The organism is Fructilactobacillus carniphilus (genome assembly GCF_024029675.1).
Classification (GTDB): domain Bacteria; phylum Bacillota; class Bacilli; order Lactobacillales; family Lactobacillaceae; genus Fructilactobacillus; species Fructilactobacillus carniphilus.
In genome coordinates this window covers 683,173-707,523 of the sequence record NZ_CP097121.1, presented here as the reverse complement: position 1 = coordinate 707,523, position 24,351 = coordinate 683,173, and the positions used below count along the sequence as shown (strand labels likewise).

Here is a 24,351-nt window from a genome sequence, read left to right as displayed (position 1 = left end):
GCTTTAGGAATGGGGCTCTTTTTTAGTTGATGTAGCAAAAAGTGACATGGATTGTTTACCTTTGTAATTTTTCTATGTAAGCTAAGGTGAGAAAATTAGGAGGAAAAATCATGAAATCAATGAATCGAGCTACGAAAGGGTTACTATTTGCCATTTTTGCATCCGTATCCTGGGGTTTTTCAGGAACGTTGCAGCAGTTTGTCTCACAGAACGAAACGATTCCGGCTGGTTGGTTCTTATCGGCCCGGACGACGATTGCTAGTCTGATTTTGCTGGGGTTAAGTGCGATTATTTATCGCGGTAAAATCTTTGGCGTCTTTAAGAGTTGGCGTTCGATTGGCTGGTTAGTCGCCTACGGGTTGTTTGGACTAGCCGGGAACATGGGGAGTTTTTACGTGGCCATTCAACAAGGGGGCAGTAACGGTGCCAGCATGGCTACCATCTTGCAGTACTTAGCGCCACTGTTTATCCTCCTGGGGGCCTTGATTTTTCAACGACAACGCCCGAGCAAAGTAGACTTGATCGTCTTTATTTTGGCCTTATTAGGAGTCTTTTTGGCCGTGACAAAGGGGAACTTGAACGAATTATCAATTCCGATGATTTCCTTGGTCATGGGAATTATTTCCGGGATTACGGCCGCGGGTTACGTGGTGCTACCGAAGGAAATTGGGAAGGATAACCCGCCCTTTGTGATCTTGGGTTGGGGAACTTTGATTGCCAGTTTGGCCTTTAACCTCCACCAACCAATCTGGGTGGGGGTTCCGCACCTCAGCATGGGTGGCGTGCTCGGAATCCTCGGAATCATCTTCTTTGGAACGTTGATTACGTTCCCCGCCATTATTTACGCTACTCGCTACACGTCATCTGCTGCCATTAGTTTGGTGGATGCGATTCAGCCGGTAATTACCTTCGTGATTAGTATTTTCTGGTTCCACGCTACTTTAAACATCGTGGAAATGATTGGGGCCGTGTTAATCATCGTAGCCATCTACATCTTGCAGTACTCCGAACGGCACCAAGTTGACCAGTTATCACAATGAGTTTATACTGATTCCAACCTAAGGGGGGATTCAGATGGAACTAATTGTGAATGACGAACTGACGTTGCGCACGCCGGAACCGGAAACGGATGGACCGCGGTTAGCAGCCATCATTGCTAAAGATCGGGAGACATTACAGCAATGGTTGCCATGGGCGGCGACAACCACAACTGCTAGTGAAATTAGTTTTTTACAGGAGTTGGTCACGCAGGCGCAGCAGCACCGCTCGCTACAACTAATTGTTTTGTGGCACGACGAACCGGTCGGCATGGTCGGTTTTAATCGGTACGACCAACTGGATTCCGGGCAACAAAACGCCGAAATTGGCTACTGGCTCTCTAATCAAGCCGTGGGTCATGGCATCATGCACCAGGCCGTGCTCGCACTGTGTCAATATGGTTTTTCGGATTTGCAACTCGATGCGATTACAATTGTGGTGGCGGTGTTAAATCAACGCAGCAATCACGTGGCTCAACGAGCTGGTTTTCAGTTAGATCACGTGGTGCCGAACCAGATTTCCCTTTACGATGGGAGTCAGGTGGACGCGAACTACTGGCTGAAATTTAAACCGGATGGACAATTAGCTCAAAGTCAGGTATATTAAAAGCGACAATTAAATCAGTTTCTTCGGGGCAGGGTGTAATTCCCGACCGACGGTAACGGCAACAGTCGAAGTCCGTGACCCGCATTCGTGCGGTGGATCTAGTGAGAGTCTAGAACCGACAGTATAGTCTGGATGGGAGAAGAAACCAAACAGTTTTTGGACCAGGAGGTGCTCATGGGCACGGACTCGGTCGAAAAGCTTCTTTGCATTAACTTAAAAAACGGGAGCCCCGCAGTTTTTGACTGTGGGGCTTTTTGTTTGCCATGAAAATGAGGGGGTAAAACAAATTGGACGAAATCGCATTGTTACAACAAGCGCAAGCGGCGGCCCGGCAAGGAAGCGGGCACACGTATACTAATCCGGTGGTCGGAGCTGTGATTGTCCGAAATGGTCAGGTGCTGGCCACCGGCTATCATCAGCGCTTTGGAGGACCCCATGCTGAGATTAACGCACTACGGCAGTTAGCGGATCCGCAACTGGCTGAGGGCGCCACGATGGTGGTGACTTTAGAGCCCTGCAGTCATTACGGGAAAACGCCGCCGTGTACGGCTAAGTTAATTGAGGTCGGAATTAAACGAGTCATTATTGGGCAACTAGACCCAAATCCGGTGGTTGCCGGTCGGGGGAAACGAATGTTAGAGGCAGCTGGCATTGATGTTACCGTCGTTAATGACCCGGGGGACTTGAACCAGGCCTACAACTTCTTTTATCAACACCAGCGCCCCTTGGTAACGTTGAAAATGGCCCTGACGCTGGACGGTAAAATGAATCAGATGGGCCAGCAACGGACGTTGATTACCGGGAAAGCGGCTTACCAAGATAGTCAACGACTGCGAGCTGAGCAACAAGCCATTTTAGTGGGCGAACGCACCCTATTAGTGGATGATCCGCAACTGACGGTTCGCAACCAATCTTTGGACTATCCCCCGGTTCGAGTGGCAGTAGTAAATGATGCCGACCAGTTGCCCACGCAGCTCCACCTGTGGGATGACCAAGCACCGACCTGGATTTTAAGTCGGCAACCGAGTCAGCGTGAGTGGCCAGCAAACGTGCGTGTGGTTCCAGATTTGGAGTGGCAGCCGAAAACAATCGTTAATTTTTTGGCGCAGCAAGGGGTTCAATCCCTGTTAGTTGAGGGTGGGAGTACCTTGCAATCCCGCTTTTTAACGGCTGCTTTGGTTGATCGGTTGGTGGTATATCGAGCTCCAATCGTGCTTGGCCACGGGCTAGCGGCCTTTAACGATTATCAGGGGCGACCGGTTGAGTTTGTGCCAGTTCAAGAACAGCAATTAGGCCGGGATTGGCGCTTAGATTTAAGGAGAGAATGATGTTTACAGGAATTATTCAAGGTACCGGGAAAATCCGACGGTGGGATTCCGCTGCTAATTCAGGCCGGATGACGATTGCCAGTCCCTTGCCGCACCAATGGCAGAGTCGGATTGGGGATAGCATCGCGGTGAACGGGATTTGTCTGACGATCGTGGGTTATGACGAACGGGAGTTTAGCGTGGATGTGATGCCGGAAACGACTAACCGCACAAATCTGAAACAGTTAAAATCGGGAGCATCCGTCAACTTGGAACCAGCTTTATTAGCGACCCAACGTCTCGACGGTCACTTTGTGTTAGGGCACGTGGACGTTACGGTTCCAGTGGTGCAGTTAGACCAAGACGAAAACGCCATCCGGATGCGGATTGAATTACCTAGTCAGTACCGAGCAGAGATTGTGGAAAAGGGCTCGGTCACGATTAATGGCGTTAGTTTAACCGTGACAAATGTGGGACCGCAGGACTTTGAAGTTAGTCTGATTCCGCACACGTTGCAGCAGACTAATTTAGGCGACGTGGCAGTGGAGGACCTGGTTAACCTAGAAACGGATGTTTTAGCCAAATACGTGAAAGGAATGATGAGTGATGACAAGAGCAGAACGCGTTAAGGCCGCCGTTCGTCAGTTACAACAAGGGGGCTTGGTGGTCGTAGCTGATGATCAGGATCGCGAAGGTGAGGGCGATTTAATTGGACTGGCTGAAAAGATGACGCCAGCAACGGTGAATCGGATGGTGACACAGGCCCGCGGGTTGTTGTGTGTACCGATGGCGCCGGAGCAGGTGCAACGACTTGGGTTACAGCCAATGGCGCACGAACAGGATGCCTTTGGGACGGCTTTTTTGCAGGGGACGGATGCCAAGGCGACCAGCACGGGAATTTCGGCGGTAGACCGAGCCACCACGATCCAGCGATTGGCTAATCCCCACGCCACTCATGATGATTTTTATCACCCTGGGCACCTCTTTCCACTACAAGCACGGCAAGGTGGGGTGCTCGCTCGGAACGGTCATACGGAAGCTGCCGTCGACTTAGCCAAATTGGCGGGAGCGATGCCGGTGGCAGTCATCATTGAAATTTTGCGACCGGATGGCACCATGATGCGTCAGGCGGAGTTACAGGAGTTTGCCCAACGGCAGGGATATCCATTTATCACGATTGCCGACTTACAGGCTTATCGGAAAGAGCAGGTGCAGCAACAATTGCAACGCCTGGAACCGGTACAGTTGCCGACACAATTTGGGACGTTTCAACTGACGGCGTATCAAACGACTACAAACGAAGAACCGGCATTATTGATTAGTAAGGGTAGAGTGACGGCGGACGAGCCGTTGTTACTACGCGTTCATTCCGAGTGTTTCACCGGTGACGTACTGGGATCGTTACGGTGTGATTGTGGCGAGCAATTAGCCACGGCGTTCCAAACGATTTCGGCTAATAGCCACGGCGCCGTTTTGTACCTACGGCAGGAAGGTCGAGGAATCGGTTTAGCCAATAAATTAGCGGCTTATCGCCTGCAGGAACAGGGATTGGATACAGTAGAAGCTAACCAGGAACTGGGCTTTGCACCGGATGAACGTGATTATGAGCTGGTGGCGGCTATTTTACGTGATCAAGGAGTTACGACGATTGATTTAATGACTAATAATCCGGATAAGATTGAGCAGTTAGAGAGCGCTGGAATCATAGTCCGAAAGCGGGTGCCGTTAGAAATTCCGCCACATGCTACGAACCGGGCGTACTTAGAAACGAAAAAACACAAGATGCAGCACATGCTAAAGGAGATTGACTAATGAAAATGGTAACGGGAAGCTTGAACGGGAACGAACGCAAAGTGGGAATTGTAGTGGCTAAGTTTAACCAACTGGTGACGCAAAAGTTGCTAGACGGAACGATCGCCACCCTGAAACAATGTGGGGTGGAAGATGTGGACATCCAGGTTTACTGGGTCCCAGGTTCCTTTGAAATTCCGCGGGTCGCTAAGTTAGTGAGTGAATCCGGAAACGTAGCTGGTGTGATTGCTTTAGGGGCCGTGGTGCGTGGCGCCACTTCACACTATGATTACGTGTGTTCCCAAGCTACGGCTGGGATTGCGGAGGTTTCGTTAGCTAGTCCCGTTCCGGTGATGTTTGGCGTGCTGACGACGGATGACATGGCGCAAGCGCTGGATCGAGCTGGCGGTAAGGCTGGGAATAAAGGAAGTGAGTGTGCGCAAGGTTTGTTAGAAATGCTTAGCGTGGAAGACCAAATTTAACGATTACGCTTGGATGAGAACGGGGAACCGTTCTTTTTATTTTGCTTAATTTATTTAGGTATGGTATATTTTGGTGGACACTGTCCACAAGAAGGGAGAATTTATGAATCTACGCCAAAAATTATTACAGGCAGGGTTAGAAATAGTTGACCAATCTGGAAGTAAAAATATTTCTCTACGTCAGCTAGCAGATCAATGTGGGGTAACCCACAATAGTCCATATCGTCATTTTAAAAATAAAAATGAATACCTATGGGCGTTAAAGCAGGAAATTTCATTGCTGTTTGGAAATGAAATTTCCAAACAAGTAGCAGATAAGCAATCGGCTGATCAAGCTTTGGTTCAGTTAGGGGTAAACGTGGTTCGATTTGCAACTAATCATCCTAATTACTTTGCGGAACTGTTTTATCCGGATCAAGATGTACCGATTAATTTAGAGACTGGAATGGTGGAATGTAATTATAATGCTCCAGGCTTGGATAAATTTACTCAGTTGGTGAAACAATTGAAAGCAGAGAATCAGTTACAAAGTCCATTTAATCTAATCATGATTCATTTTTGGAGTTTCATCGTTGGGTTAGCTATTTTGGTGCAACATCAGGAACAAAATCAGTTTGTTGAACGGAAAATTAGCATGCAAATTGAAACGATGATTAAGATTTACATCGATGGCGATGGTAAAGCTAGTCCCAAAATTAAATAAGAGCTAGAAGAATATAACTCAAAGGAGTTCTCATGAAAACATTAGTTATTTACGCCCATCCGTATTCACAAAGCTTTAATCATGCGATTTTTAATACCGTAACTACCGAGTTGCAGTCCAATCACATGGAATTTCAAACGTTAGATTTATATTTGGAACAATTTAATCCTGCTTTTTCTCAGTCTGAGTTAGCGTTGTATCACGAAGGAAAGGCACTCGATCCCTTAGTGAAAAAATATCAGCAGGCGTTTAAAGAAGCCCAGCAAGTTATTTTTATTTTTCCAATTTGGTGGAATGACGTTCCCGCCATCGTTAAAGGTTTGGTTGATAAAGTTATGCTGCCGCATTTTAGTTATGAAGAAAAAGCCACTGGATTAACTGGTCAATTAACTAATATTAAACAGACATATGTAATTACCACTTCGAAGGGACCAACCTTCTATTTGAAATATATGATGGGCAATCATTTGCAACGGGTTTTTGTCAATCAAACGTTAAAACAGGTGGGAATGCGCAACCGCCACTGGGTCAATTTCGGTAGTATTAAAAAAAGTACTCCGCAATCTCGAGAACGTTTTCTACAAAAAATTGAGCGACTTCCCATTTTAAAATCGAATCCATACTAACCATTTATCCGCACAAACTGACCACTTAACCAACTAGCCATTGTTTTATCAGCTGGGCTTGCTAAGCTAATCAGCAAGGAGGGAAGATGATGAAAGTTGAATTTGATTTACAGCCCCAATTTGTCCAACCATTTGCAACGTTACACGCTGAGCAAAAGGACGAAGAGTTGCAAAAACTAGCGACAGAAGTCGAACAGTGGGGACGACCGCGCGTAATAACTGGTTATCAGAACCAACAGTCGTTTGCGTTGCCGGTAGCGGAAATTATTCGGATTTATACCGAAAATAAAGCGGTCTATGCCGAAACAGCCACAGGAAAATATCGGCTGCAACAACGGATTTATCAGTTACGTAAAACGTTACCCCGGCATCAGTTCATTCAGATTTCGAGTGCTGAAATTGTGAATTTAGCGGTACTGGATCGATTGGCGCTGAGTCGGACGGGTCAGTACGAGGTACGTTTGAAAACGGGGCAGATTAGCTATGCTTCCCGGCGGTTTGTGCAGAAAATGAAAAAGGAGTTGGATTAATGATGAGACGGATTTGGAATTATACAGTTAGCGGGGCAATTGGCGGCCTATTTATTGGTTTTTGGTTAGCCATGTTGTTTTCAAAACTAAACAGTTTGAATCGTTTGTTTCCATCTAGTCCGGCCTTTATCAGTCATTTTGATTCGGAATTGACAGCCACGGCGGTGGCCGGAGGAATGTGGATGGCAATGGGAGTCGTCTTTTCGCTGAGTAGCTTGATTTTTTGGGTCGAACGCTGGAGCATCACTAAGAAAACGGTTTTGCATTTTATCGTGACCTACGTGCTTTTTTCGACCCTAGCGGTTGTTTCGCAATGGTTCCCATTTAATTTTGCTTATTTTGCAAACTTTACCATCATTTTCATCATCATCTACGTGGTGATGTGGATGATTGAAATGAGAAAGGCCCGGCAAACGATTGCGGAAATTAACCAAAAATTAGCGAAGAAATAAGAAAAACCGACGAACTTCTCGAAATTGAGAGGTTCGTCGGTTTTAATTGTGATTAAAGTAACTGACAGCGGCATAAATCATCAAACTAGCAATTGCAAAGGCGGCGAAGAGCCAAAAGTAAGTGATGAAAAAGCAAAGGATAATTAAAAAGAAGATGATTCCTAGACATCCACAACAGTTACTCCGAAAGCCAGAGATGATTGCTAGTAACAAGAGCAAGGGAAAAACAAAAAATAAGAAGATCATTAATAACCTCACAATTTAAGTGATAGAAAAAGCCGCTCAATGAGCGACTTTTTAGTAATTACCCGTACGAGACTCGAACTCGTAACTCCGCCTTGAGAGGGCGACGTCTTAAACCAGTTTGACCAACGGGCAATAATCATCATATAACGGTTTTATTTTACTCTCCGCGATGATAAAAGTCAATTGAATTAATGTTTGACAAGTTTCCGTTGGCATTGTAGTATATTTAATGTACTTATTGGGTATTAGCCAAACTGGTAAGGCAGTGGACTCTGAATCCATAATGTACTGGTTCGAATCCAGTATACCCAATTACGTGTTTTCACTGATTTTCATACACTTGCAAAAGCTCGCTACGGCGGGCTTTTTTGCTACCTTGGGTTTCACTGGTTTTCGGTTCACTCGTAATATTTTTCGTAACACGCAAATGAAGATCGTTATAATCATAAAGCTGTTAAACACAATAAAAATAAAGAGGCATTCAAATTGATTGGATGTCTCTTTTTTAGGCTCTACTATTTTAATTAACAATAAAATGTTACCTAGTAATTATTTATTCACTTGAATGAATTTTATTTAAGATCTAAATTTTAGGAAATGAAAGGGGAATCATTAGATGTCAAAGAATAAAAAGTTTTTCACTATTTTAGGATTATTTTTTGGAGTATTTGTAACTGGAGCTGATTCCTTTATCATCTCCCCGATGCTTCCAGAAATTGCTCATAGTTTTGCTACATCAATTACTTTGGCCGCTTATGGAGTCACTATTTATGCAATTTGTTTTGCCGTGGGGTCTCCGTTATTTGGGCCATTAGGAAATCGATACAAAAAAAAAGTTGTTAATTATTGGCATTTCAATATTTTTGGTTGGCACTTTGTTATGTGGATTTTCTCACACCTTAATTGAGTTTTATATATATCGTGCAATTGCCGGAATTGGTGCTTCATTATTTGTACCTAATGTTTGGGCATTTATCGGTAGTAACTTTGATGGTAAACAGTTGGATATGGTTATGGGAATTGTAATGTCTGCATTATCGCTTTCAATTGCAGTCGGAGTTCCATTAGGAACCACGCTTGCACAACTAAGCAATTGGCATATGGCATTTTGGGGATCGGCATTATTAACTTTGTTGGCTTTTTTGTTAATCTTATTTGCACCTGAACAAAATCCGATTAACGGTAAGCCATTTTCTTATTTAACTTCATTTAAAAATGTATTTTTAGCAAAAAATGCAGTTCCGGCATTAATGATTACTTTGAGTTGGATGATTGGATTTTACGGTGTTTATACTTTTTTAGGAAGTTATATTCAAAGTGACTTTAATTTAAACATTGCAATGACAGGATATGTGTTTGTTGCATATGGTTTATCTAATTTCATTGCTAGTTTTTTTGGTGGAAGGGTAATGAGTATTTTAGGAAAGAAAAAATCGATTAATTTAAATGCGATTTTTTCCATTATATTAATTTTGGGTTTTATTGTTTTTAAAAATAACATTTGGCTAATTTTGATATTACTTGTTCTATTAGCTTTTGCTCAAGGATTTGGAGTTACGTCTTTAAATGCGTATATTGTTAATGTTGTTCCATCAAATCGATCAACTTTAATGTCATTGAATAGTTCATTTTTGTATTTAGGATTAACATTTGGTTCCGGAATAGGAGGAATTATCTATGAATCATTTGGATTTACAGGGGTATGCTTAATGGCTTCATTAGGATTATTCGTTGCCATGATTATTACAAATCTTTTAAAGAACAAAAATTAACAATAATAAATTATTTATTTTGTTCTTTCTTAATATAATTTTCTCCCCATTTATCCATTTCCTTAATTAAGGGAACCAATGACTTACCTAAATGTGTTAATGAATAATAGGTAGTTACATTTGTTTGATCTTTAATCATAACGTTCTTTTTTACTATATCATCGTTAATCAATTGTTTTAATTGGAGTGCGAGCATTCTACGCGAACACTTGTTAATACTACGACTCAATTCATTAAAATGAAGATCCTTATTCATTAATCTACACAAAATGATTGATTTCCATTTTCCAGATAGGATTGCTAATGTACTATCTAGCGGACAAATTTCATGATGTTTAAGTTCACTTTTAGTAGCGTTATTCATTAAAATCAGCTCCTTAAAGATATTTATCTCAGTATAGTTCATTTATTGGTTACCAATAAACTTGGGACCTTTAATATTTATTTTAAATAGAAACCGTAATATTTTTCGTAATATATCCCATACAGAGTTTAATTTTTTCGCTAATTAATTATTTAAGCTAGTATGAAAACATTATTGACGCGTACACGTGAAACGTGTAGGATTATAGAATATAAAATGGGAATTTTTTATCATATGAAAATTAGATTTAAAGATAAGGAAACACGGAAGTTATTTCAGGGAAAACCCAACAAATTACCAACTGAAATTCAGAGAATGGCTGCAATTAAATTAGTTATGTTAGCTGGGATTAACAACTATAATGATCTAAGAGTGCCACCTTCTAATCATCTCGAAAAGTTACATGGAGATAGAGAGGGGCAATTTAGTATTAGAATTAACAATAAATATAGAATTTGTTTTACAGTTGAGAAAAATAAATTGGATAACGTTGAAATTACAGATTATCATTAGGACGGTGAATTATTATGAATGATGCAGTAAAAATCACGATGGGGGATATTTTAAAAGAAGAGTTCATGATTCCCTACAAACTTTCAGCTTCAAAGTTGGCAAGAGACATTGATGTACCAACCTCTAGAATTCAGGATATCCTGCATGATCGGAGAAAAATCAGTTTGGATACCTCAATTCGCTTAGGTAAATACTTTGGCGCTAGCGAAACTTACTTTTTAAACATGCAAAATTCTGTTGATTTACGTAACTTAGATGATGATGCCGTTAAGGAATACACCAAAATTAAACCAATTAAGCATTTATCAGCCTAATTGAATATTGAAACTACAAAAAGCACCCCCACTTATAAAAGTAGGGGTGCTTTTCAGTATAATCATCAAAGTTTACAGCAACTTCGACGTCTTCAACTTAATGTTGTTTGAGTAATCCACCGGAATGTCAATTACGACTGGTCCATCGGTCTTCATGGCCTTCTTGAAAGCATCCTCAAATTCATCGAGGTTGTTAACCCGGATTCCGGTAGCGCCATACCCATTGGCAATTTCGGCGTAGTTGATGTTATTGAAATCAACTCCGGAGTCCTTTCCGTACTTCGCAATTTCTTGGAACCGCACCATGTCGTAGTGCGAGTCATTCCAAATTAATTGAACGATGTTGGAGTTCAATCGTACTGCAGTTTCTAGTTCTTGACCAGAGAACAAGAAGCCTCCATCACCAGAAACGGAAACAATTTTTTGGTTCGGACGAACTAACGAAGCGGCAATGGCCCATGGCAATGAAACTCCAAGCGTCTGCATTCCGTCACTGAACAGCAACGTCCGGGGTTGGTAAGACTTAAAGTACCGTGCCATCCAAATGTAGTGACTACCGATGTCAACCGTGATGGGAGTGTCTTCGGTGACGTTATTTTGTACCACTTCCAGCAGGTTCAACGGATTCAAACGTTCTTGATCACCAGCTTGTTCGTACTGACGGTAGTTTTCTTCGTCAATCTTATCGTATTCACTGCGCAAGCGATTTAACTCAGCTAACGTATCGGCAGGGAATTCTGGTTGATCGGGAAGGGCATCCGTAATGGATTCCAACGTCTTGGCTACGCTGGTTTGGGTATCAATCACTGGTTGGAAATCGTTAGATAGTTCCGTTTGGACGTCATCAATGTTGATAATCGGCGTATCATTGTTGTGCCAGTTCCGCGGTTCGTATTCCACCGGATCGTAACCAACGGCTAGAACCAGGTCGCTATCACGCAGAATCGAATCACCTAGTTGATTCTTAAAGAGACCAATCCGACCGAAGTAGCGGTCAACTAGGTCCTTGGAAACGACGCCGGCGCCTTGGAAAGTTTCAACGACGGGCAGGGCGTATTTTTGAATCAGATCACGGATGGCCTGCGTATTAGCTGGCGCAGAGGACCTCATGCCGGCTAAAATCACCGGACGTTTGGCTTTTTGAATCCGCTCGGTAATGGCAGTCAAAGTGGCCTTTCCAGCCCGACCGTGGTCCACCTTACCCAAGGGTTGCAAAACGGGACGGGTGACTTCTTCGGCCAGTACGTTTTGGGGCAGGGAGATGAAAGTCGCTCCTTGTTTAGGCGCCATGGCCGTTTGGTAAGCGTTGGTAAAGACTTCAGAAGCATTGTTGGCATCGTGAATCTCAACGCTACTCTTGGTTACGTCACGCAGAATGTCAGTGTTTCGAGCGGCTTGGTGGGTGGCCCGGTTAATGTCGTCTTGCGGAACTTGACCCCCTAAGGCAATCACAGGATCACCTTCGGTAGTTGCCGTTAATAATCCGGTGGCTAAGTTGCTAACGCCGGGTCCGGAAGTAACCATGGCGACGCCGGGCTTTCCGGTTAACCGACCGATGGCAGCTGCCATGAACACAGCATCCTGTTCGTGGCGTGTTACAATGAGTTTAGGTGCACGTTCATCTGGACAATACTCGAGGGCCTCGAACAATTGATCGACTTTGGCCCCAGGGATTCCAAAGCAATATTGGATGCCTTGGTTAATCATTGATTGGACGAGCGCTTCGGCACCGTTCATTTTTGTATCAGTCAAAATAAACAACTCCTTAGTTGAGAAAGTAGGATAAAATTATGAATCAGAATTTATTATACCAGCATTCAACCCTCGCTGACCTAACTGCCGGCTTGTTTTCTGGAACTATGCTCGTTTCGGAACTCTTGAAACACGGTGATACCGGGATTGGAACTGGGGACGGCCTGGACGGAGAATTAATCATTTTAAACGGAACTTTGTACCAGGTAACGTCGACCGGAGCCGTGAACGTCTTACAACCAGACAATCAAGTTCCATTTGCAACGGTCAACTTTGCTAATTATCAACCAGAAACAGCCATCCAAGAGCAAACGCGCGATGAAACGCTAGCCCAAATTGCCGGTCGCCATCCGTGGCAAAACCTGTTCTATTCCTTCCAATTAACCGGAAAGTTTAGTTACATGAAGACCCGCTCGGTGAAAAAACAGAGCAAGCCCTATCCCACGTTGGAACAAGCAGCCAATGATCAGGCTATGTTTGAAAAGCACGACGTCACCGGAACGATGCTCGGCTATTATGCCCCCCAACTGTACAATGGGGTGGCAGTTGGTGGTTTTCACTACCACTTCCTTGCCGACGACCACGACTTTGGGGGTCATGTCTTAGACTTTACGGTAGCCGATGCTAAACTAAGCATGCAGGCCTTTACCGATTTGCAGGAACATTTCCCTGCTACTAATCCAGAATTTTTAAACTTTGACTTTGCCAAGCACAACGACGTGGCTAGTCAAATTAAAAACGCCGAACAATAAAAATTAGGTCAGAAAGAAGTCGATAGTGATGCGGTTTGCGCAGACGCAGGCAGAGATTCAGCAGATGATTGCCGACCAAACCATTCCGGGCGCCTCGTATGCCATGGTGACGGGGCTGAACGTTCAATCTTTCGTGCAGGGCTCCCAACAGCTCCAACCGACGACCCAGCCGTTGCGCGAGAATCAGTTGTACGATTTAGCATCGTTAACCAAGGTGATGGGAACGTTGCCGGTGATGATGCAGTTACTTGAGCAGCAAAAGGTGGGAATTGATGATTCCATTACTAACTACCTGCCGGAGTGGAAGCATCCCCAGGTGACGATTCGGCATTTATTGACGCATACGTCTAACATCGAGGGCTACATCCCAAACCGGAACCAGCTAAACATGAACCAACTGCGCACGGCGCTGTTAGGCTTGGACGTGGGTCCTGATTTGGGGCATAAAATGCACTATCAGGACGTCAATTACATCTTTTTGGGTTGGATTGCCGGGGTGGTGTGTGGATTACCGATTCAGCCGTTGATTAAGCGCATGGTGCTCGAACCGTTGGGACTGATTGACTCCACGTTTCACCCGGATGTGCGCAAGACGGTCCCGACCACGTATGACGAGCAAACGGGAACCAACCGTGTCGGACAGGTGCATGATCCCAAAGCCCAAATTTTGGGCTCTGATTGTGGTTCTGCCGGGCTCTTTAGCTCGTTACGGGATGTCACCCGGTTTGCCCAGTGGATGTTACAACTCACGCCCCCTGGCAAGGTCTACACGCCGGAGATATTTGCGGCTATGTACACGGACCAAACGCCGATGCAGGATGGCAGTCGCTCGTTTGGCTGGCGTTTAGGTAATTACCAGGGTCACCGTTACATCTGGCAGGGTGGGTACACGGGCACGTTATTGTTATTAGTGCCGGACCGAAAAAGTGCGCTGGTCTTTTTATCGAATCGGGTCCATCCGCAGGTTAACGAACACTTTATGGCAGCACGGAACCGGATGATTGATAGTTATTTAGCGGAACTATTTTAGTATATTCAATGTATTTTTGGATTTAAATTTTTATTTCGGGGATGATAGCTATTAAAATGTTTTGGGCAACATTTGTTATACTTTTTATATTTATTAGTTCTACAATTTGTATTTTTTCTCTTATTTTTACTGCTTCCTATTATAATTTAATTAAATATTCTGATTTTTTTTCATATTTCTTTGCTATTACTATAATCATTTCTTGTTTAATTTCACTTTACTGGTGTTTAAATTTTTCTTCTTATCATATTGGAATAAAATGGATTATACTTTGTTCAATTATTTTTATATCCTTTTTTTCTCAAGGAATATTTAATTCTATTAGGAATTTTAACCACATTAGGTTAATAGATACACATATAATATCAAATTACGATAATAGTAAATTATATATAAACGATTCTAAAAATAGAAAAACTTTAGTTAAAGGACTTTTAATTAGTATTGATGGAAAATATTGTCATGCTCATCTTACTTATCCTGCATTAAATAGTTCAAGCAAAGAGAATGAACACAATTATAATTTTTGTAAAATATTTTCTAATTTAGTCACTAGTAATTCATATAGTGTTGGTGAGATTATGCAAAATATTAATGCTGAAGTAGTTTATGATGATAAACATGATAAACAGGAAGAACAAAAATTCAAAAAAATATTTAAAGCAAGTGGATGGAAAAATTTTGAAAAATTAAATATTAATTCATTTGATTTCTATAATTACTCAATAAGAAACAACTTTATGTTTATGGAATCTTTTTATAACATTATTCAATGGATTATTAACTTTTCGACGTTTGCAAATTTCACTTCATTAATTTTTAAAATGAATGAAAGAAAAGATAATAAAAAAAAGTGTACTGCACTATAAAAATTTGATTTTTGTCTAGCTTTTATAGGAAATACAGTGGCGTTATTTTTTTATTAAAATTTAAAAAATAATTACAAGTCATTTATGGATACATCATTGATAAGTAAAGCAAGGAAAGGCATATTGCTAAAATGAAAATAGACAGTTTATTGCTGATGTTTTATTAGCAATAAACTGTCTATTTTCATTGGATAATCACTTTAATTTTTAGACAAGAATCATCTAGTAATAGTGATTTCTAACTGCTTTAAATTATTAGTATGATTCCGGTTTAACCTTGGCTTTCAAATCCGTGAAATCATAATCAGGATATTTATTTTCTAGGGCTTCAAACATCATCTGCTTGGAGAAATTTCCGTTTCGCGCCATGATGGGACCGTGGAAGTAGGTTCCAATCGTGTTCTTGTGAACGGCCCCTTCGGTATGATCTTCACCGTTGTTCCCGTAACCCTTGAGCACTTTTCCCAGCGCGTGTTCGTCGTCACCGAGGAAGGTGATTCCCTGGTGATTTTCAAACCCGTGGTATTTTTGCCCGGTTGCTTCGTTTTGAATCTCGATGTTCCCGATAAACCGGTGTTCGTGTTGTTGTTCAGTGTAGTGGTTCATTGCACTAATCCCAGGAAGCTTGCGACCGCTTGCGTCCACATAGTATTTACCCAGCATTTGGTAGCCACCACAAACCGCGATTAACGGCTTGTTTTGTTCGATGAACTTAATGATTTCATCTTTTTTGTTGGGTAAATCCTTGGCCACCACCATCTGTTCAAAGTCTTGGCCACCCCCAAACACGGCAAAGTCAAAGTCGTCGGCCTTAAAATCATCTTCGAGGCTAACGATTTGGTCGGTCACTTCCACACCGATTTGTTTGGCATAAAAACGCAGGGTCAGAATGTTACCAATGTCACCGTAGGTATTCATTAAGTCCCCGTATAGATGGGCAACCCGGATGTTCATGGTCATGATTATTTTCCTCCCTTAATGTAACCTTGCTTCATTAAGCGGGCCCGCATCTCCATCATGGCGGTGTAGGTCGCTAAAATGTAGACTTTTTGGGTTGGCATGTGTTTGATGTCTTCAATTACCTGGCCTAGGTCGGGTTGAATGGTATGTTTGTCATCAGGCACACCGGCGACCTTCAGTCGGAAAGTAATGTCTTTATACCGTTTTCCTCCGGTCTCAAACTGCTTGATGTCCATATCAGGTAAGCGTTCAAACTCGCCGTCCCAAATCCAGCTAGTATCAATTCCGTCGGCGTATTCCGCGTTTAACAGACCGACAAAGGAGAAGGAATCTGGTTCCGTCGCCAGTAGATCAATCACCTGGTTGGTTCCCACCGGATTCTTGACCAAAATGATACTGACGTCTTTACCTTCCACGTTAATTTCTTCCTGCCGCCCAAAGAGGCGTTGGTTATTTTCAAAGGCGTGGCGAATCTGGTCCGGTTGAATGCCAACTTCACGACCCACCGCGTAGGCGGCTAGCGCATTGTAAATGTTGTAGGTTCCGCCAACGCCGATTTCGTACTGATTGTCGTCGATGGCAAACTTGGAATCCTTGGGGGTTCGTTCCGAAACGTCCGTAACTTTAAAGCGGAGGTCCGGTCGTTGGAAACCACAGTTCGGGCAGAAGTAGTCCCCGAGGTTAGCATAAACAATGTAGTGATAGTGCAATAAATGCTGACATACTGGACACAAAATTCCGTCGGTATTAGGTGCGGCCTTCATGTCACCCGTAGCGGGTTCGTTAGAAAAACCGTAGTAAACCTGCGGGTTCGGGAGTTCTTTGGAATGGAAAATGGGTTCGTCACCGTTGGCTAAGACCACGGCATCGGGCGCCAATTTGATTCCATCAAGAATCTTTTGGTAGGTGGTATAAATTTCACCGTACCGATCGAGTTGATCCCGAAAGATGTTAGTTAAAATAAACATCTTCGGTTTAATTTTTTCCACAATCGGTTTGACGTTGGCTTCGTCAACTTCGAGGACCGCGATTCCCTTTTTGCCTTTGGTGGGACGTTTGGCCTCTAGGAAGGTTGAGGTAATCCCCTGCACCATGTTGGAACCCGTTTTATTGGTTACGATGTTATCGTATTTTTCCTTTAAAACCTGGACCACTAGCGCCGTGGTCAACGTCTTTCCGTTGGTACCACTCACGATGATAACTTCGTAATTTTTGCCGATTTCCTGTAAGACATCTGGATCAATGGCAGTGGTAATCTTTCCGGGGAGGGAGCTTCCACCACCCATGAAGTTATGCAAGAACCAGTACGAGGAACGACCGGCTAACGTTGCAAGTTCACTTCTTAATGTCATTCGGTTTCACATCCTTCTAATTTCTCAATTGCTAATCCATTAAATTTTAGCATAAATCGGATAATTTAACGAAAATAAGCGACGCTAGGGTCGATTGGGGAAATATAATGCAGGAGCGCTAAAAATTAGCTATAATGAAAAATAGAGGAATTTGAGGAAAAAGGTGATAGTGTGGCACAGCTTTTCTTTCGTTATGGCGCCATGAACAGCGGGAAATCAATTGAGATTATCAAGGTGGCTCATAACTACGAAGAACAAGGAAAACGCGTAGTCTTACTCACGAGCGCGTTAGATACCAGGGAAGAACGGGGCATGATTGAATCGCGGATTGGCCTGAATCGCACGGCCATTGCCATTGATCCAGATACAAGTGCTTACGAGATTGTCGAGGAACAAGTAAATCTGATTGACCGGCCCATCAGTTGCGTGCTGGTGGACGAAGCCCAGTTTTTAGAGAAGCACCATATTTTAGAACTTGCCCGCATCGTGGATGAACTGCGCATCCCGGTGATGGCGTTCGGGTTAAAGAATGACTTTCAGAACCACTTATTTTCGGGTTCCAAGTACCTGCTTTTATATGCAGATAAGCTAGAAGAAATGAAAACCATTTGTTGGTTTTGTGAAAAGAAAGCAACGATGAATCTGCGGCTCCACGAGGGTCAACCGGTTTATGAAGGAGAACAGGTGGTGATGGGTGGCAACGAGTCTTACTATCCGGTCTGCCGGACTCACTATCAGCATCCACCCCTGTAAGTTAAATCATTAAGGAAAGAGGAGAATAATGGCTGAAAACCAAATGGATCAAATTTTTGATAAATTACAAGCGGTTTCTGATCGTTACGACGAACTGAATGAGTTAATCAGTGACCCCGAAGTAATTGCAGATACGCAACGGTTTATGAAGTTGTCCAAGGAAGAGGGTGGACTGCGCGAGACCGTCGAAACTTATCATCACTACCAAGATGTTAGTACCGCACTCGAAGAAGACCAGGAATTGTTACAAGAAAAACTCGATGACGACATGACCGAAATGGTGAAGGGCGAGATTGCGGACTTAGAGAAAGAAAAAGCCGAATTAGAGCAAAAGCTCAAGATTTTGCTGATTCCAACGGATCCCAACGACGAAAAAAATATCATCATGGAAATCCACGGGGCCGCCGGAGGAGACGAGGCCAGCCTGTTCGCAGCCGATTTGTACAACATGTACGTGAAGTATGCTGAAATGCAGGGATGGCAGGTCGAAATCATCGACGAAGCCGATACCGAAGTGGGTGGTTTCAAAGAAATCGTGTTGATGATTACTGGAAATAAAGTTTATTCCAAACTGAAATACGAAAACGGTGCTCACCGGGTGCAACGGGTACCGGAAACGGAATCCGCTGGTCGGGTGCACACTTCAACTGCGACGGTGGGAGTTATGCCCGAAGAAGAAGACGTGGACATTGACATCGATCCTGCTGACATTCGGACGGATGTGTACCGGTCTTCTGGGGCCGGGGGTCAGCACATTAACAAGACGTCGTCTGCGGTACGGATGACCCACTTGCCAACTGGAATCGTGGTAGCTATGCAGGATGAACGGTCACAACAACAAAACCGGGCCAAAGCCATGACCGTATTGCGGGCGCGGGTGTACGATTACTACAAGCAACAAGAAGAAGACGAATATAACGCCCAACGAAAATCCGCAGTTGGAACTGGAGATCGTTCCGAACGGATTCGGACCTACAACTTCCCGCAAAACCGGGTAACCGATCACCGGATTGGGTTAACCTTAAACAAGTTAGATAAAGTATTAGCGGGTGACTTAAACGAAATTATCGATGCTTTGATTATTTCTGATCAAGCAGAGAAGTTGGAGCATTTAAACGATGCCGATGCTTAAGCCGAACGCGACTCCCTTTGAAGCCCTTCGTTGGGCTTCTTTGTGTTTTAAAGAGCAGGACATTGATCCTTCAGAAGCTCGTTACCTGTTGATGGGGCAGTTAGGTTGGAATCAGACCCAGTTATTAAGTGACTACCGGACGCCACTTACATCTACCCAAGTGACAGAGTTTGGCAAAAACGTGCGCCGACGAGCTGTCGGTGAGCCGACACAGTATATCTTGGGGCGCGCGCCCTTTTATGGACTAGAGCTGCGGGTGACCCCCGCGGTCCTGATTCCCCGCCCGGAAACGGAAGAATTGGTCGACTTGATCTTGCAGGATCATCGGGAAACAAAGTTACGAGTCCTAGACGTGGGAACCGGAAGTGGGGCGATTGCTTTAGCGCTGAAGCAGGCGCGTCCACAGTGGTCGATTACGGCGAGTGATATTTCGCCGGATGCACTAGCAGTTGCTGAGCAAAATGCCGAGGAGCTGGGCTTGGCGGTTAACTTCGTGACGAGTGACCTGCTGGAGGATTTACCACAGCAACAATTTGACGTGATTGTATCGAATCCACCTTACATTGCCGATGCAGAGGTGAATGTGATGGATCAAACGGTTTTAGACTACGAACCCCGGTTGGCCCTGTTTGCACCCCACGACGGACTAGCGTTGTACGAACGACTAGCGCACAGCATTGCGCCGTATCTTACGGCAACCGGAGCAGTTTACCTAGAAATTGGTTATCACCAGGGGTCTGCGGTGCAATTTCTCTGGCGCCAACAGTTTCCGACGGCTGACATCGAGCTTCGGCGGGATTTAGCCGGTCATGATCGAATGGTACGGATTCAACTAGAAAAGAAGGGATTATAATGGAAACAAAAATCTTTACACCGGCAGAAATTCCTGCTGCCGCCGCGGTAATCAACCAAGAGAATTTGGTGGCCTTTCCCACGGAGACGGTCTACGGATTGGGAGCTGATGCGACGAACGTGGCGGCTGTAGAGAAAGTTTACGCTGCGAAGGGTCGTCCCAGTGATAATCCGTTGATTGTCCACGTGGCGGATCAAGCCACGGTGCGCCAGTATGCTAAAGAGATTACGCCGGCCGTACAAAAACTAATGGATACGTTTTGGCCGGGTCCACTGACGATTATCTTACCCTTAAAGAAAGACGCGTTGGCTCCGCAAGTAACCGGGGGATTGCAGACGGCAGCGTTTCGAAATCCCAATCAGGAAGCAACCTTGGATTTGATTCGAACAGCTGGAGTTCCGTTAGTAGGGCCCTCGGCCAACACCTCTGGGAAACCAAGCCCAACCTTAGCCGAGCACGTTTACCATGATTTAAACGGTAAAATTGCCGGAATTTTAGACGCGGGACCTACTGACTTTGGGGTGGAATCGACCGTCATTGATATGTCCACGGACCATCCAGCCATTCTCCGACCCGGTGCTGTAACGCGCTCGGAGTTAGAGACGGTCATTGGACCAGTGGAAGACCAGTTACACCACGTGAATCAGGCCGAGGTTCCGAAAGCTCCTGGGATGAAGTACACGCACTACTCGCCCGCCGCTGACGTCCAAATTGTAGATCCAGAATTAGATTGGGGAACGGTGATTGCCTGGTGTCGGCAACAAGACGCCCAAATTGGCATTTTAGCCCCGGAAATGACAGTTAAACGGTACAAATGGCCGCGTAATGTAGTAACATATAGCCTAGGAACGAACGTTCAATCCGCTAGCCATCTTTTGTTCGCTGGTTTACGAACGTTTGACCTGGATGATTCGTTTGCGACCATCCTAGTTCAAGGCTTTGCGACCACAGGTTTAGGGGAAGCGTACATGAATCGACTCAATAAGGCAGCTGGTCAGCATCATTTTGGCGACACAGCGACAAATTAAAGAACCCTGGGGGATGAGAAAATGACAGAAGAATACCAACGTTTAGATCCACAGTTATGGGATGCCATTCAGGCTGAAGCAGTCCGGCAGGAAGATACGATTGAATTAATTGCATCCGAAAACATCGCGTCTAAAGCGGTTCGGGCTGCTCAAGGATCCGTGTTAACTAACAAGTACGCCGAAGGTTATCCAGGACACCGCTATTACGGTGGTTGTCAGTACGTTGATGTGGTAGAAACCTTAGCCATTGACCGGGCCAAAGAACTCTTTGGCGCAGAATATGCGAACGTCCAACCCCACTCAGGTTCCCAAGCGAACGAAGCTGCGTATGCTGCGTTCTTGCAACCAGGCGATGTGATTCTAGGGATGGATTTAAATGCCGGGGGCCATTTAACCCACGGAGCTAAGGTTAGTTTTTCGGGTAAGATCTACCATTCTTATGCCTATGGTTTAAACCACGAAACGGAACGCTTGGACTTTGCTGCCATTCGAGAAATTGCCCAAAAAGTGCAACCAAAAATGATTGTGGCTGGGGCCTCCGCATACAGTCGAATCATTGATTGGAACGAATTTCGCAAGATTGCGGACGAAGTGGGAGCTTATTTAATGGTAGATATGGCCCACATTGCCGGGTTAGTGGCAGCGGGATTGCATCCCAATCCAGTCGGAATTGCGGACGTGGTGACCACCACTACGCATAAAACCCTGCGTGGACCACGGGGTGGTTTGATTTTGTCACAAGCCAAGTACGCTAAACAATTAAATTCGGCGGTGTTCCCACGCACCCAAGGGGGACCCTTAGAACATGTGATTGCCGGGAAAGCAGCGGCCTTTCACGAGGACTTACAACCCGATTTTCACGCCTACATGGCCCAGGTGATTAAAAACGCGCAAGCTATGGCGGATGAGTTTAATCAATCTGACCACATTCGGGTCGTATCGGGAGGGACTGATAACCACCTCTTAAACATTGACCTGACTGATACAGAATTAACGGGAAAGGATGCCCAAAACCTGTTGGATTCCGTTAATATTACTACTAACAAAGAGGCCCTTCCAAACGAGCAACGGAGTCCGTTTGTGACGAGTGGGGTACGGCTAGGTACGCCAGCAATCACCTCACGCGGCTTTAAGGAAGACGATGCTAGAGCAGTGGCCCAATTAATCATTAAGACGGTTGAGCATGCTGATGATGAACAAGTCCTAGACGAGGTTCGTGCAGCTGTGCAAGCCTTATGTCAATCTCATCCCATTACACGGTAGACAACTTCGTGATATGATTAAGAGTGGACTGATAAAGAAAAAGGAGTGGGGACGTTGAGTAAGTTTCACGTAATGAATCATCCGTTGATTCAACACAAATTAAGTATTATCCGGGATAAAAATACTGGAACCAATGAGTTTCGAGAAGTTGTAAACGAAATTGCCAATTTAATGGCCTTTGAGGTAACGCGCGATATGCCGCTCAAGGACGTTGAAATTGAAACTCCCATGGGAAAGGCCACCACGAAAAAACTCGCTGGAAAAAAAGTGGCAGTTGTGCCGATTTTACGGGCTGGAATTGGGATGGTTGATGGGATTTTGGAACTCCTGCCGAGTGCCCGAGTGGGACACGTGGGGATGTATCGGGACGAAAAAACCTTCGAACCGCACGAATACTTTGTGAAATTACCGTCTGACATTGAAGATCGGGAAGTTTTAGTCGTGGATCCAATGCTGGCTACTGGTGGGTCGGCCATCATGGCGATTGACGCCTTGAAAAAACGGGGCGCTAAAAACATTAAGTTTGTGTGCTTAGTGGCTGCTCCAGAAGGAGTAAAGGCTTTAGAAGAAGCTCATCCAGACGTTGAGATTTACGCAGCAGCACTAGATGACCGGCTCGAACATGGTTACATTGTTCCGGGTCTCGGTGATGCTGGGGATCGGTTATTTGGAACTAAATAAATTAAAAAGCAGAAATCTTGTGATTTCTGCTTTTTTGCTAACTAATAAATCACGTATAATTGCCGGTCACATTAAATAATTTACTTTGTATTTAACTTCATTTGGTGGTATCATTCTAATGAATTTTAGGATTAGCCATGGTTGTGGCTATTCTTAGAATGAATGGTAAAGCAAGGTGTGAATTCAGCGCCGACTGTTCGCTATTTGAAAGGCAAAAGAGGTGATAATTAGTGGATCAAACTCGTACTTTTCAATTTTGCGGTTTAACCTTCAACGTTGGGAACATGATTTCCGGACTCATCGTTGCAGCAATTGTGTTGGGGTTTGTTTATTTCTGCTCGCGGAAAATTCAAATGAAGCCCACCGGGAAGCAAAATTTATTGGAGTACATGATTGACTTTACGAACGGAATTGTGAAGTCGACGATGCCAAGTGGAGCAACCAAGGATTATGGTTTGTGGGCTTTTACGCTCTTCTTCTTCATTTTGGTATCTAACCAATTGGGATTATTCCTCCACATTGAAGTGGGTGGAATTGTGTACGTAAAGAGTCCCACGGCCGATCCAATCGTTGCAATGTCGTTTGCGCTGATGTCAATGTTGATTGCTCAATTCTCGAGTGTGCAAAAGTTAGGGTACAAAGGTCACTTTGAAACCTACCTGCAGCCCATTCCGTACTTGTTGCCAATTAACTTGATGGAAGAGTTTACTAATTTCTTAACCCTTGGAATTCGGGTGTACGGTAATATTTTTGCTGGTGAATTGCTGGCTGGTTTGATTGCGAAAATGGCATTTTCGCATGGGATTGCAACCCTTGCTATTTCAGCACCGCTTGAAATGGCGTGGATGGCATTCTCGGTATTTATTGGCTGTATTCAGGCCTACGTATTTGTAACTTTATCATGTGTTTATGTTTCTCAAAAGTTATCGATTGAGGAATAAGAAAAGGAGGAAGTATTTATGGGTGCAATTGGAGCTGGAATCGCGATCGCAGGTGCCGCTGTTGGTGCTGGTATCGGTGACGGAATTTTGATTTCTAAGATGCTTGAAGGAATGGCACGTCAGCCAGAATTGAGCAATACCTTACGGACTAACATGTTTATTGGGGTCGCTTTGATCGAAGTTATGCCCATCTTAGCCTTCGTGATTGCAATGTTGGTTATCAACAAGTAATCATTTAATG

General features: G+C 44.3%; 30 protein-coding genes, 2 tRNA genes and 1 riboswitch. Of the genes, 26 read left to right on the top strand and 6 right to left on the bottom strand.

The features are described 5' to 3' along the window. Window positions 1–110: 110 nt before the first annotated feature. From M3M37_RS03720 to M3M37_RS03675, 10 genes are all read left to right on the top strand, one after another. Window positions 111–1,040, top strand: a complete 930-nt coding sequence (locus M3M37_RS03720) for a DMT family transporter (protein ID WP_252795834.1) — start codon at window positions 111–113, stop codon at window positions 1,038–1,040. 34 nt (window positions 1,041–1,074) lie between these two features. Further along, complete coding sequence (locus tag M3M37_RS03715; RefSeq protein ID WP_252795833.1) at window positions 1,075–1,644, top strand: GNAT family N-acetyltransferase; 570 nt, start codon at window positions 1,075–1,077, stop codon at window positions 1,642–1,644. 15 nt (window positions 1,645–1,659) lie between these two features. After that, window positions 1,660–1,792: riboswitch (FMN riboswitch) on the top strand. A 139-nt stretch (window positions 1,793–1,931) separates the two neighbouring features. Further along, window positions 1,932–2,972: a bifunctional diaminohydroxyphosphoribosylaminopyrimidine deaminase/5-amino-6-(5-phosphoribosylamino)uracil reductase RibD gene (gene ribD / locus M3M37_RS03710; protein ID WP_252795832.1), complete on the top strand. Its 1,041-nt coding sequence runs from the start codon at window positions 1,932–1,934 to the stop codon at window positions 2,970–2,972. Continuing rightward, a complete protein-coding gene (locus M3M37_RS03705) occupies window positions 2,972–3,580 on the top strand; it encodes a riboflavin synthase (RefSeq protein ID WP_252795831.1) in 609 nt (202 codons plus the stop codon). Before ribD ends, M3M37_RS03705 begins: the two co-directional genes overlap by 1 nt. Further along, window positions 3,558–4,763, top strand: a complete 1,206-nt coding sequence (gene ribA, locus M3M37_RS03700) for a GTP cyclohydrolase II (RefSeq protein ID WP_252795829.1) — start codon at window positions 3,558–3,560, stop codon at window positions 4,761–4,763. Before M3M37_RS03705 ends, ribA begins: the two co-directional genes overlap by 23 nt. Next, the gene (gene ribH / locus M3M37_RS03695; protein WP_252795827.1) at window positions 4,763–5,224 is read left to right on the top strand and encodes a 6,7-dimethyl-8-ribityllumazine synthase; all 462 of its coding nucleotides are present in this window, start codon (window positions 4,763–4,765) and stop codon (window positions 5,222–5,224) included. Before ribA ends, ribH begins: the two co-directional genes overlap by 1 nt. A 103-nt stretch (window positions 5,225–5,327) precedes the next feature. After that, window positions 5,328–5,927: a TetR/AcrR family transcriptional regulator gene (locus M3M37_RS03690; RefSeq protein ID WP_252795826.1), complete on the top strand. Its 600-nt coding sequence runs from the start codon at window positions 5,328–5,330 to the stop codon at window positions 5,925–5,927. A 32-nt stretch (window positions 5,928–5,959) separates the two neighbouring features. Beyond that, the gene (locus M3M37_RS03685) at window positions 5,960–6,553 is read left to right on the top strand and encodes an NAD(P)H-dependent oxidoreductase (protein ID WP_252795824.1); all 594 of its coding nucleotides are present in this window, start codon (window positions 5,960–5,962) and stop codon (window positions 6,551–6,553) included. 86 nt (window positions 6,554–6,639) lie between these two features. Beyond that, window positions 6,640–7,083 (top strand): LytTR family DNA-binding domain-containing protein, encoded by a 444-nt coding sequence (locus M3M37_RS03680; RefSeq protein ID WP_252795823.1) that lies wholly within the window; start codon window positions 6,640–6,642, stop codon window positions 7,081–7,083. Further along, window positions 7,083–7,535, top strand: coding sequence for a DUF3021 domain-containing protein (locus tag M3M37_RS03675; protein ID WP_252795822.1), 453 nt, complete (start codon window positions 7,083–7,085; stop codon window positions 7,533–7,535). Before M3M37_RS03680 ends, M3M37_RS03675 begins: the two co-directional genes overlap by 1 nt. Before the next feature lie 42 nt (window positions 7,536–7,577). On the opposite strand, the gene M3M37_RS03670 is transcribed toward M3M37_RS03675, so the two are convergent. Together M3M37_RS03670 and M3M37_RS03665 are read right to left on the bottom strand one after the other, a co-directional pair. Continuing rightward, complete coding sequence (locus M3M37_RS03670; RefSeq protein WP_252795821.1) at window positions 7,578–7,781, bottom strand: hypothetical protein; 204 nt, start codon at window positions 7,779–7,781, stop codon at window positions 7,578–7,580. A 58-nt stretch (window positions 7,782–7,839) separates the two neighbouring features. Next, window positions 7,840–7,913, bottom strand: a tRNA-Glu gene (locus M3M37_RS03665). 107 nt (window positions 7,914–8,020) lie between these two features. Between M3M37_RS03665 and M3M37_RS03660 the strand changes: the two genes are divergently transcribed. The 3 genes from M3M37_RS03660 to M3M37_RS03650 all read left to right on the top strand — a co-directional run bounded on the left by M3M37_RS03660 (window position 8,021) and on the right by M3M37_RS03650 (window position 9,553). Next, a tRNA-Gln gene (locus M3M37_RS03660) sits at window positions 8,021–8,093 on the top strand. A 304-nt stretch (window positions 8,094–8,397) separates the two neighbouring features. After that, a complete protein-coding gene (locus M3M37_RS03655) occupies window positions 8,398–8,688 on the top strand; it encodes an MFS transporter (RefSeq protein WP_252795820.1) in 291 nt (96 codons plus the stop codon). Next, entirely contained in the window at window positions 8,657–9,553 is an 897-nt protein-coding gene (locus tag M3M37_RS03650) for an MFS transporter (protein WP_252795819.1), read from the top strand. The genes M3M37_RS03655 and M3M37_RS03650 overlap by 32 nt, the downstream gene beginning before the upstream one ends. A gap of 10 nt (window positions 9,554–9,563) precedes the next feature. On the opposite strand, the gene M3M37_RS03645 is transcribed toward M3M37_RS03650, so the two are convergent. Further along, a complete protein-coding gene (locus M3M37_RS03645) occupies window positions 9,564–9,917 on the bottom strand; it encodes a winged helix-turn-helix transcriptional regulator (RefSeq protein ID WP_252795817.1) in 354 nt (117 codons plus the stop codon). Between the two features lie 234 nt (window positions 9,918–10,151). On the opposite strand from M3M37_RS03645, the gene M3M37_RS03640 reads away from it, so the two are divergent. After that, on the top strand, window positions 10,152–10,430 hold the full coding sequence (locus M3M37_RS03640; protein ID WP_252795816.1) for a type II toxin-antitoxin system RelE/ParE family toxin: 279 nt from the start codon (window positions 10,152–10,154) through the stop codon (window positions 10,428–10,430). A 14-nt stretch (window positions 10,431–10,444) separates the two neighbouring features. Further along, window positions 10,445–10,744 (top strand): HigA family addiction module antitoxin, encoded by a 300-nt coding sequence (locus tag M3M37_RS03635; RefSeq protein WP_252795815.1) that lies wholly within the window; start codon window positions 10,445–10,447, stop codon window positions 10,742–10,744. Between the two features lie 72 nt (window positions 10,745–10,816). On the opposite strand, the gene alsS is transcribed toward M3M37_RS03635, so the two are convergent. Next, window positions 10,817–12,481, bottom strand: coding sequence for an acetolactate synthase AlsS (gene alsS / locus M3M37_RS03630; RefSeq protein WP_252795915.1), 1,665 nt, complete (start codon window positions 12,479–12,481; stop codon window positions 10,817–10,819). A gap of 53 nt (window positions 12,482–12,534) precedes the next feature. Here alsS and budA point away from each other — a divergent pair, with 53 nt between their 5' ends. From budA to M3M37_RS03615, 3 genes are read left to right on the top strand one after another with little or no spacing between them, the layout of a single operon-like run. Continuing rightward, window positions 12,535–13,248, top strand: a complete 714-nt coding sequence (budA, locus tag M3M37_RS03625; RefSeq protein ID WP_252795814.1) for an acetolactate decarboxylase — start codon at window positions 12,535–12,537, stop codon at window positions 13,246–13,248. Window positions 13,249–13,276: 28 nt separating this feature from the next. Beyond that, window positions 13,277–14,278: a serine hydrolase domain-containing protein gene (locus M3M37_RS03620; protein WP_252795813.1), complete on the top strand. Its 1,002-nt coding sequence runs from the start codon at window positions 13,277–13,279 to the stop codon at window positions 14,276–14,278. A gap of 56 nt (window positions 14,279–14,334) precedes the next feature. Further along, window positions 14,335–15,147 (top strand): hypothetical protein, encoded by an 813-nt coding sequence (locus tag M3M37_RS03615; protein WP_252795812.1) that lies wholly within the window; start codon window positions 14,335–14,337, stop codon window positions 15,145–15,147. 255 nt (window positions 15,148–15,402) lie between these two features. On the opposite strand, the gene M3M37_RS03610 is transcribed toward M3M37_RS03615, so the two are convergent. Together M3M37_RS03610 and M3M37_RS03605 are read right to left on the bottom strand one after the other, a co-directional pair. After that, complete coding sequence (locus tag M3M37_RS03610; protein ID WP_252795810.1) at window positions 15,403–16,107, bottom strand: type 1 glutamine amidotransferase; 705 nt, start codon at window positions 16,105–16,107, stop codon at window positions 15,403–15,405. A gap of 2 nt (window positions 16,108–16,109) precedes the next feature. Further along, window positions 16,110–17,459 carry a Mur ligase family protein gene (locus M3M37_RS03605; protein ID WP_252795808.1) on the bottom strand — a complete coding sequence of 450 codons (1,350 nt, stop codon included), beginning with the start codon at window positions 17,457–17,459 and terminating at the stop codon, window positions 16,110–16,112. A 171-nt stretch (window positions 17,460–17,630) separates the two neighbouring features. Between M3M37_RS03605 and M3M37_RS03600 the strand changes: the two genes are divergently transcribed. From M3M37_RS03600 to atpE, 8 genes are all read left to right on the top strand, one after another. Continuing rightward, complete coding sequence (locus M3M37_RS03600) at window positions 17,631–18,212, top strand: thymidine kinase (protein ID WP_252795807.1); 582 nt, start codon at window positions 17,631–17,633, stop codon at window positions 18,210–18,212. Window positions 18,213–18,255: 43 nt separating this feature from the next. Next, window positions 18,256–19,344: a peptide chain release factor 1 gene (prfA, locus tag M3M37_RS03595; RefSeq protein WP_252795914.1), complete on the top strand. Its 1,089-nt coding sequence runs from the start codon at window positions 18,256–18,258 to the stop codon at window positions 19,342–19,344. Continuing rightward, window positions 19,337–20,197, top strand: a complete 861-nt coding sequence (gene prmC, locus M3M37_RS03590) for a peptide chain release factor N(5)-glutamine methyltransferase (RefSeq protein WP_420842980.1) — start codon at window positions 19,337–19,339, stop codon at window positions 20,195–20,197. The genes prfA and prmC overlap by 8 nt, the downstream gene beginning before the upstream one ends. Next, entirely contained in the window at window positions 20,197–21,225 is a 1,029-nt protein-coding gene (locus M3M37_RS03585) for an L-threonylcarbamoyladenylate synthase (RefSeq protein ID WP_252795805.1), read from the top strand. The genes prmC and M3M37_RS03585 overlap by 1 nt, the downstream gene beginning before the upstream one ends. 21 nt (window positions 21,226–21,246) lie before the next feature. Continuing rightward, on the top strand, window positions 21,247–22,488 hold the full coding sequence (gene glyA / locus M3M37_RS03580; RefSeq protein WP_252795804.1) for a serine hydroxymethyltransferase: 1,242 nt from the start codon (window positions 21,247–21,249) through the stop codon (window positions 22,486–22,488). Window positions 22,489–22,542: 54 nt separating this feature from the next. Continuing rightward, the gene (gene upp / locus M3M37_RS03575) at window positions 22,543–23,169 is read left to right on the top strand and encodes a uracil phosphoribosyltransferase (protein WP_252767391.1); all 627 of its coding nucleotides are present in this window, start codon (window positions 22,543–22,545) and stop codon (window positions 23,167–23,169) included. 230 nt (window positions 23,170–23,399) lie between these two features. Beyond that, window positions 23,400–24,110 (top strand): F0F1 ATP synthase subunit A, encoded by a 711-nt coding sequence (gene atpB / locus M3M37_RS03570; protein WP_252795799.1) that lies wholly within the window; start codon window positions 23,400–23,402, stop codon window positions 24,108–24,110. Between the two features lie 18 nt (window positions 24,111–24,128). After that, a complete protein-coding gene (atpE, locus tag M3M37_RS03565; protein ID WP_252750032.1) occupies window positions 24,129–24,341 on the top strand; it encodes a F0F1 ATP synthase subunit C in 213 nt (70 codons plus the stop codon). Window positions 24,342–24,351: the final 10 nt, after the last annotated feature.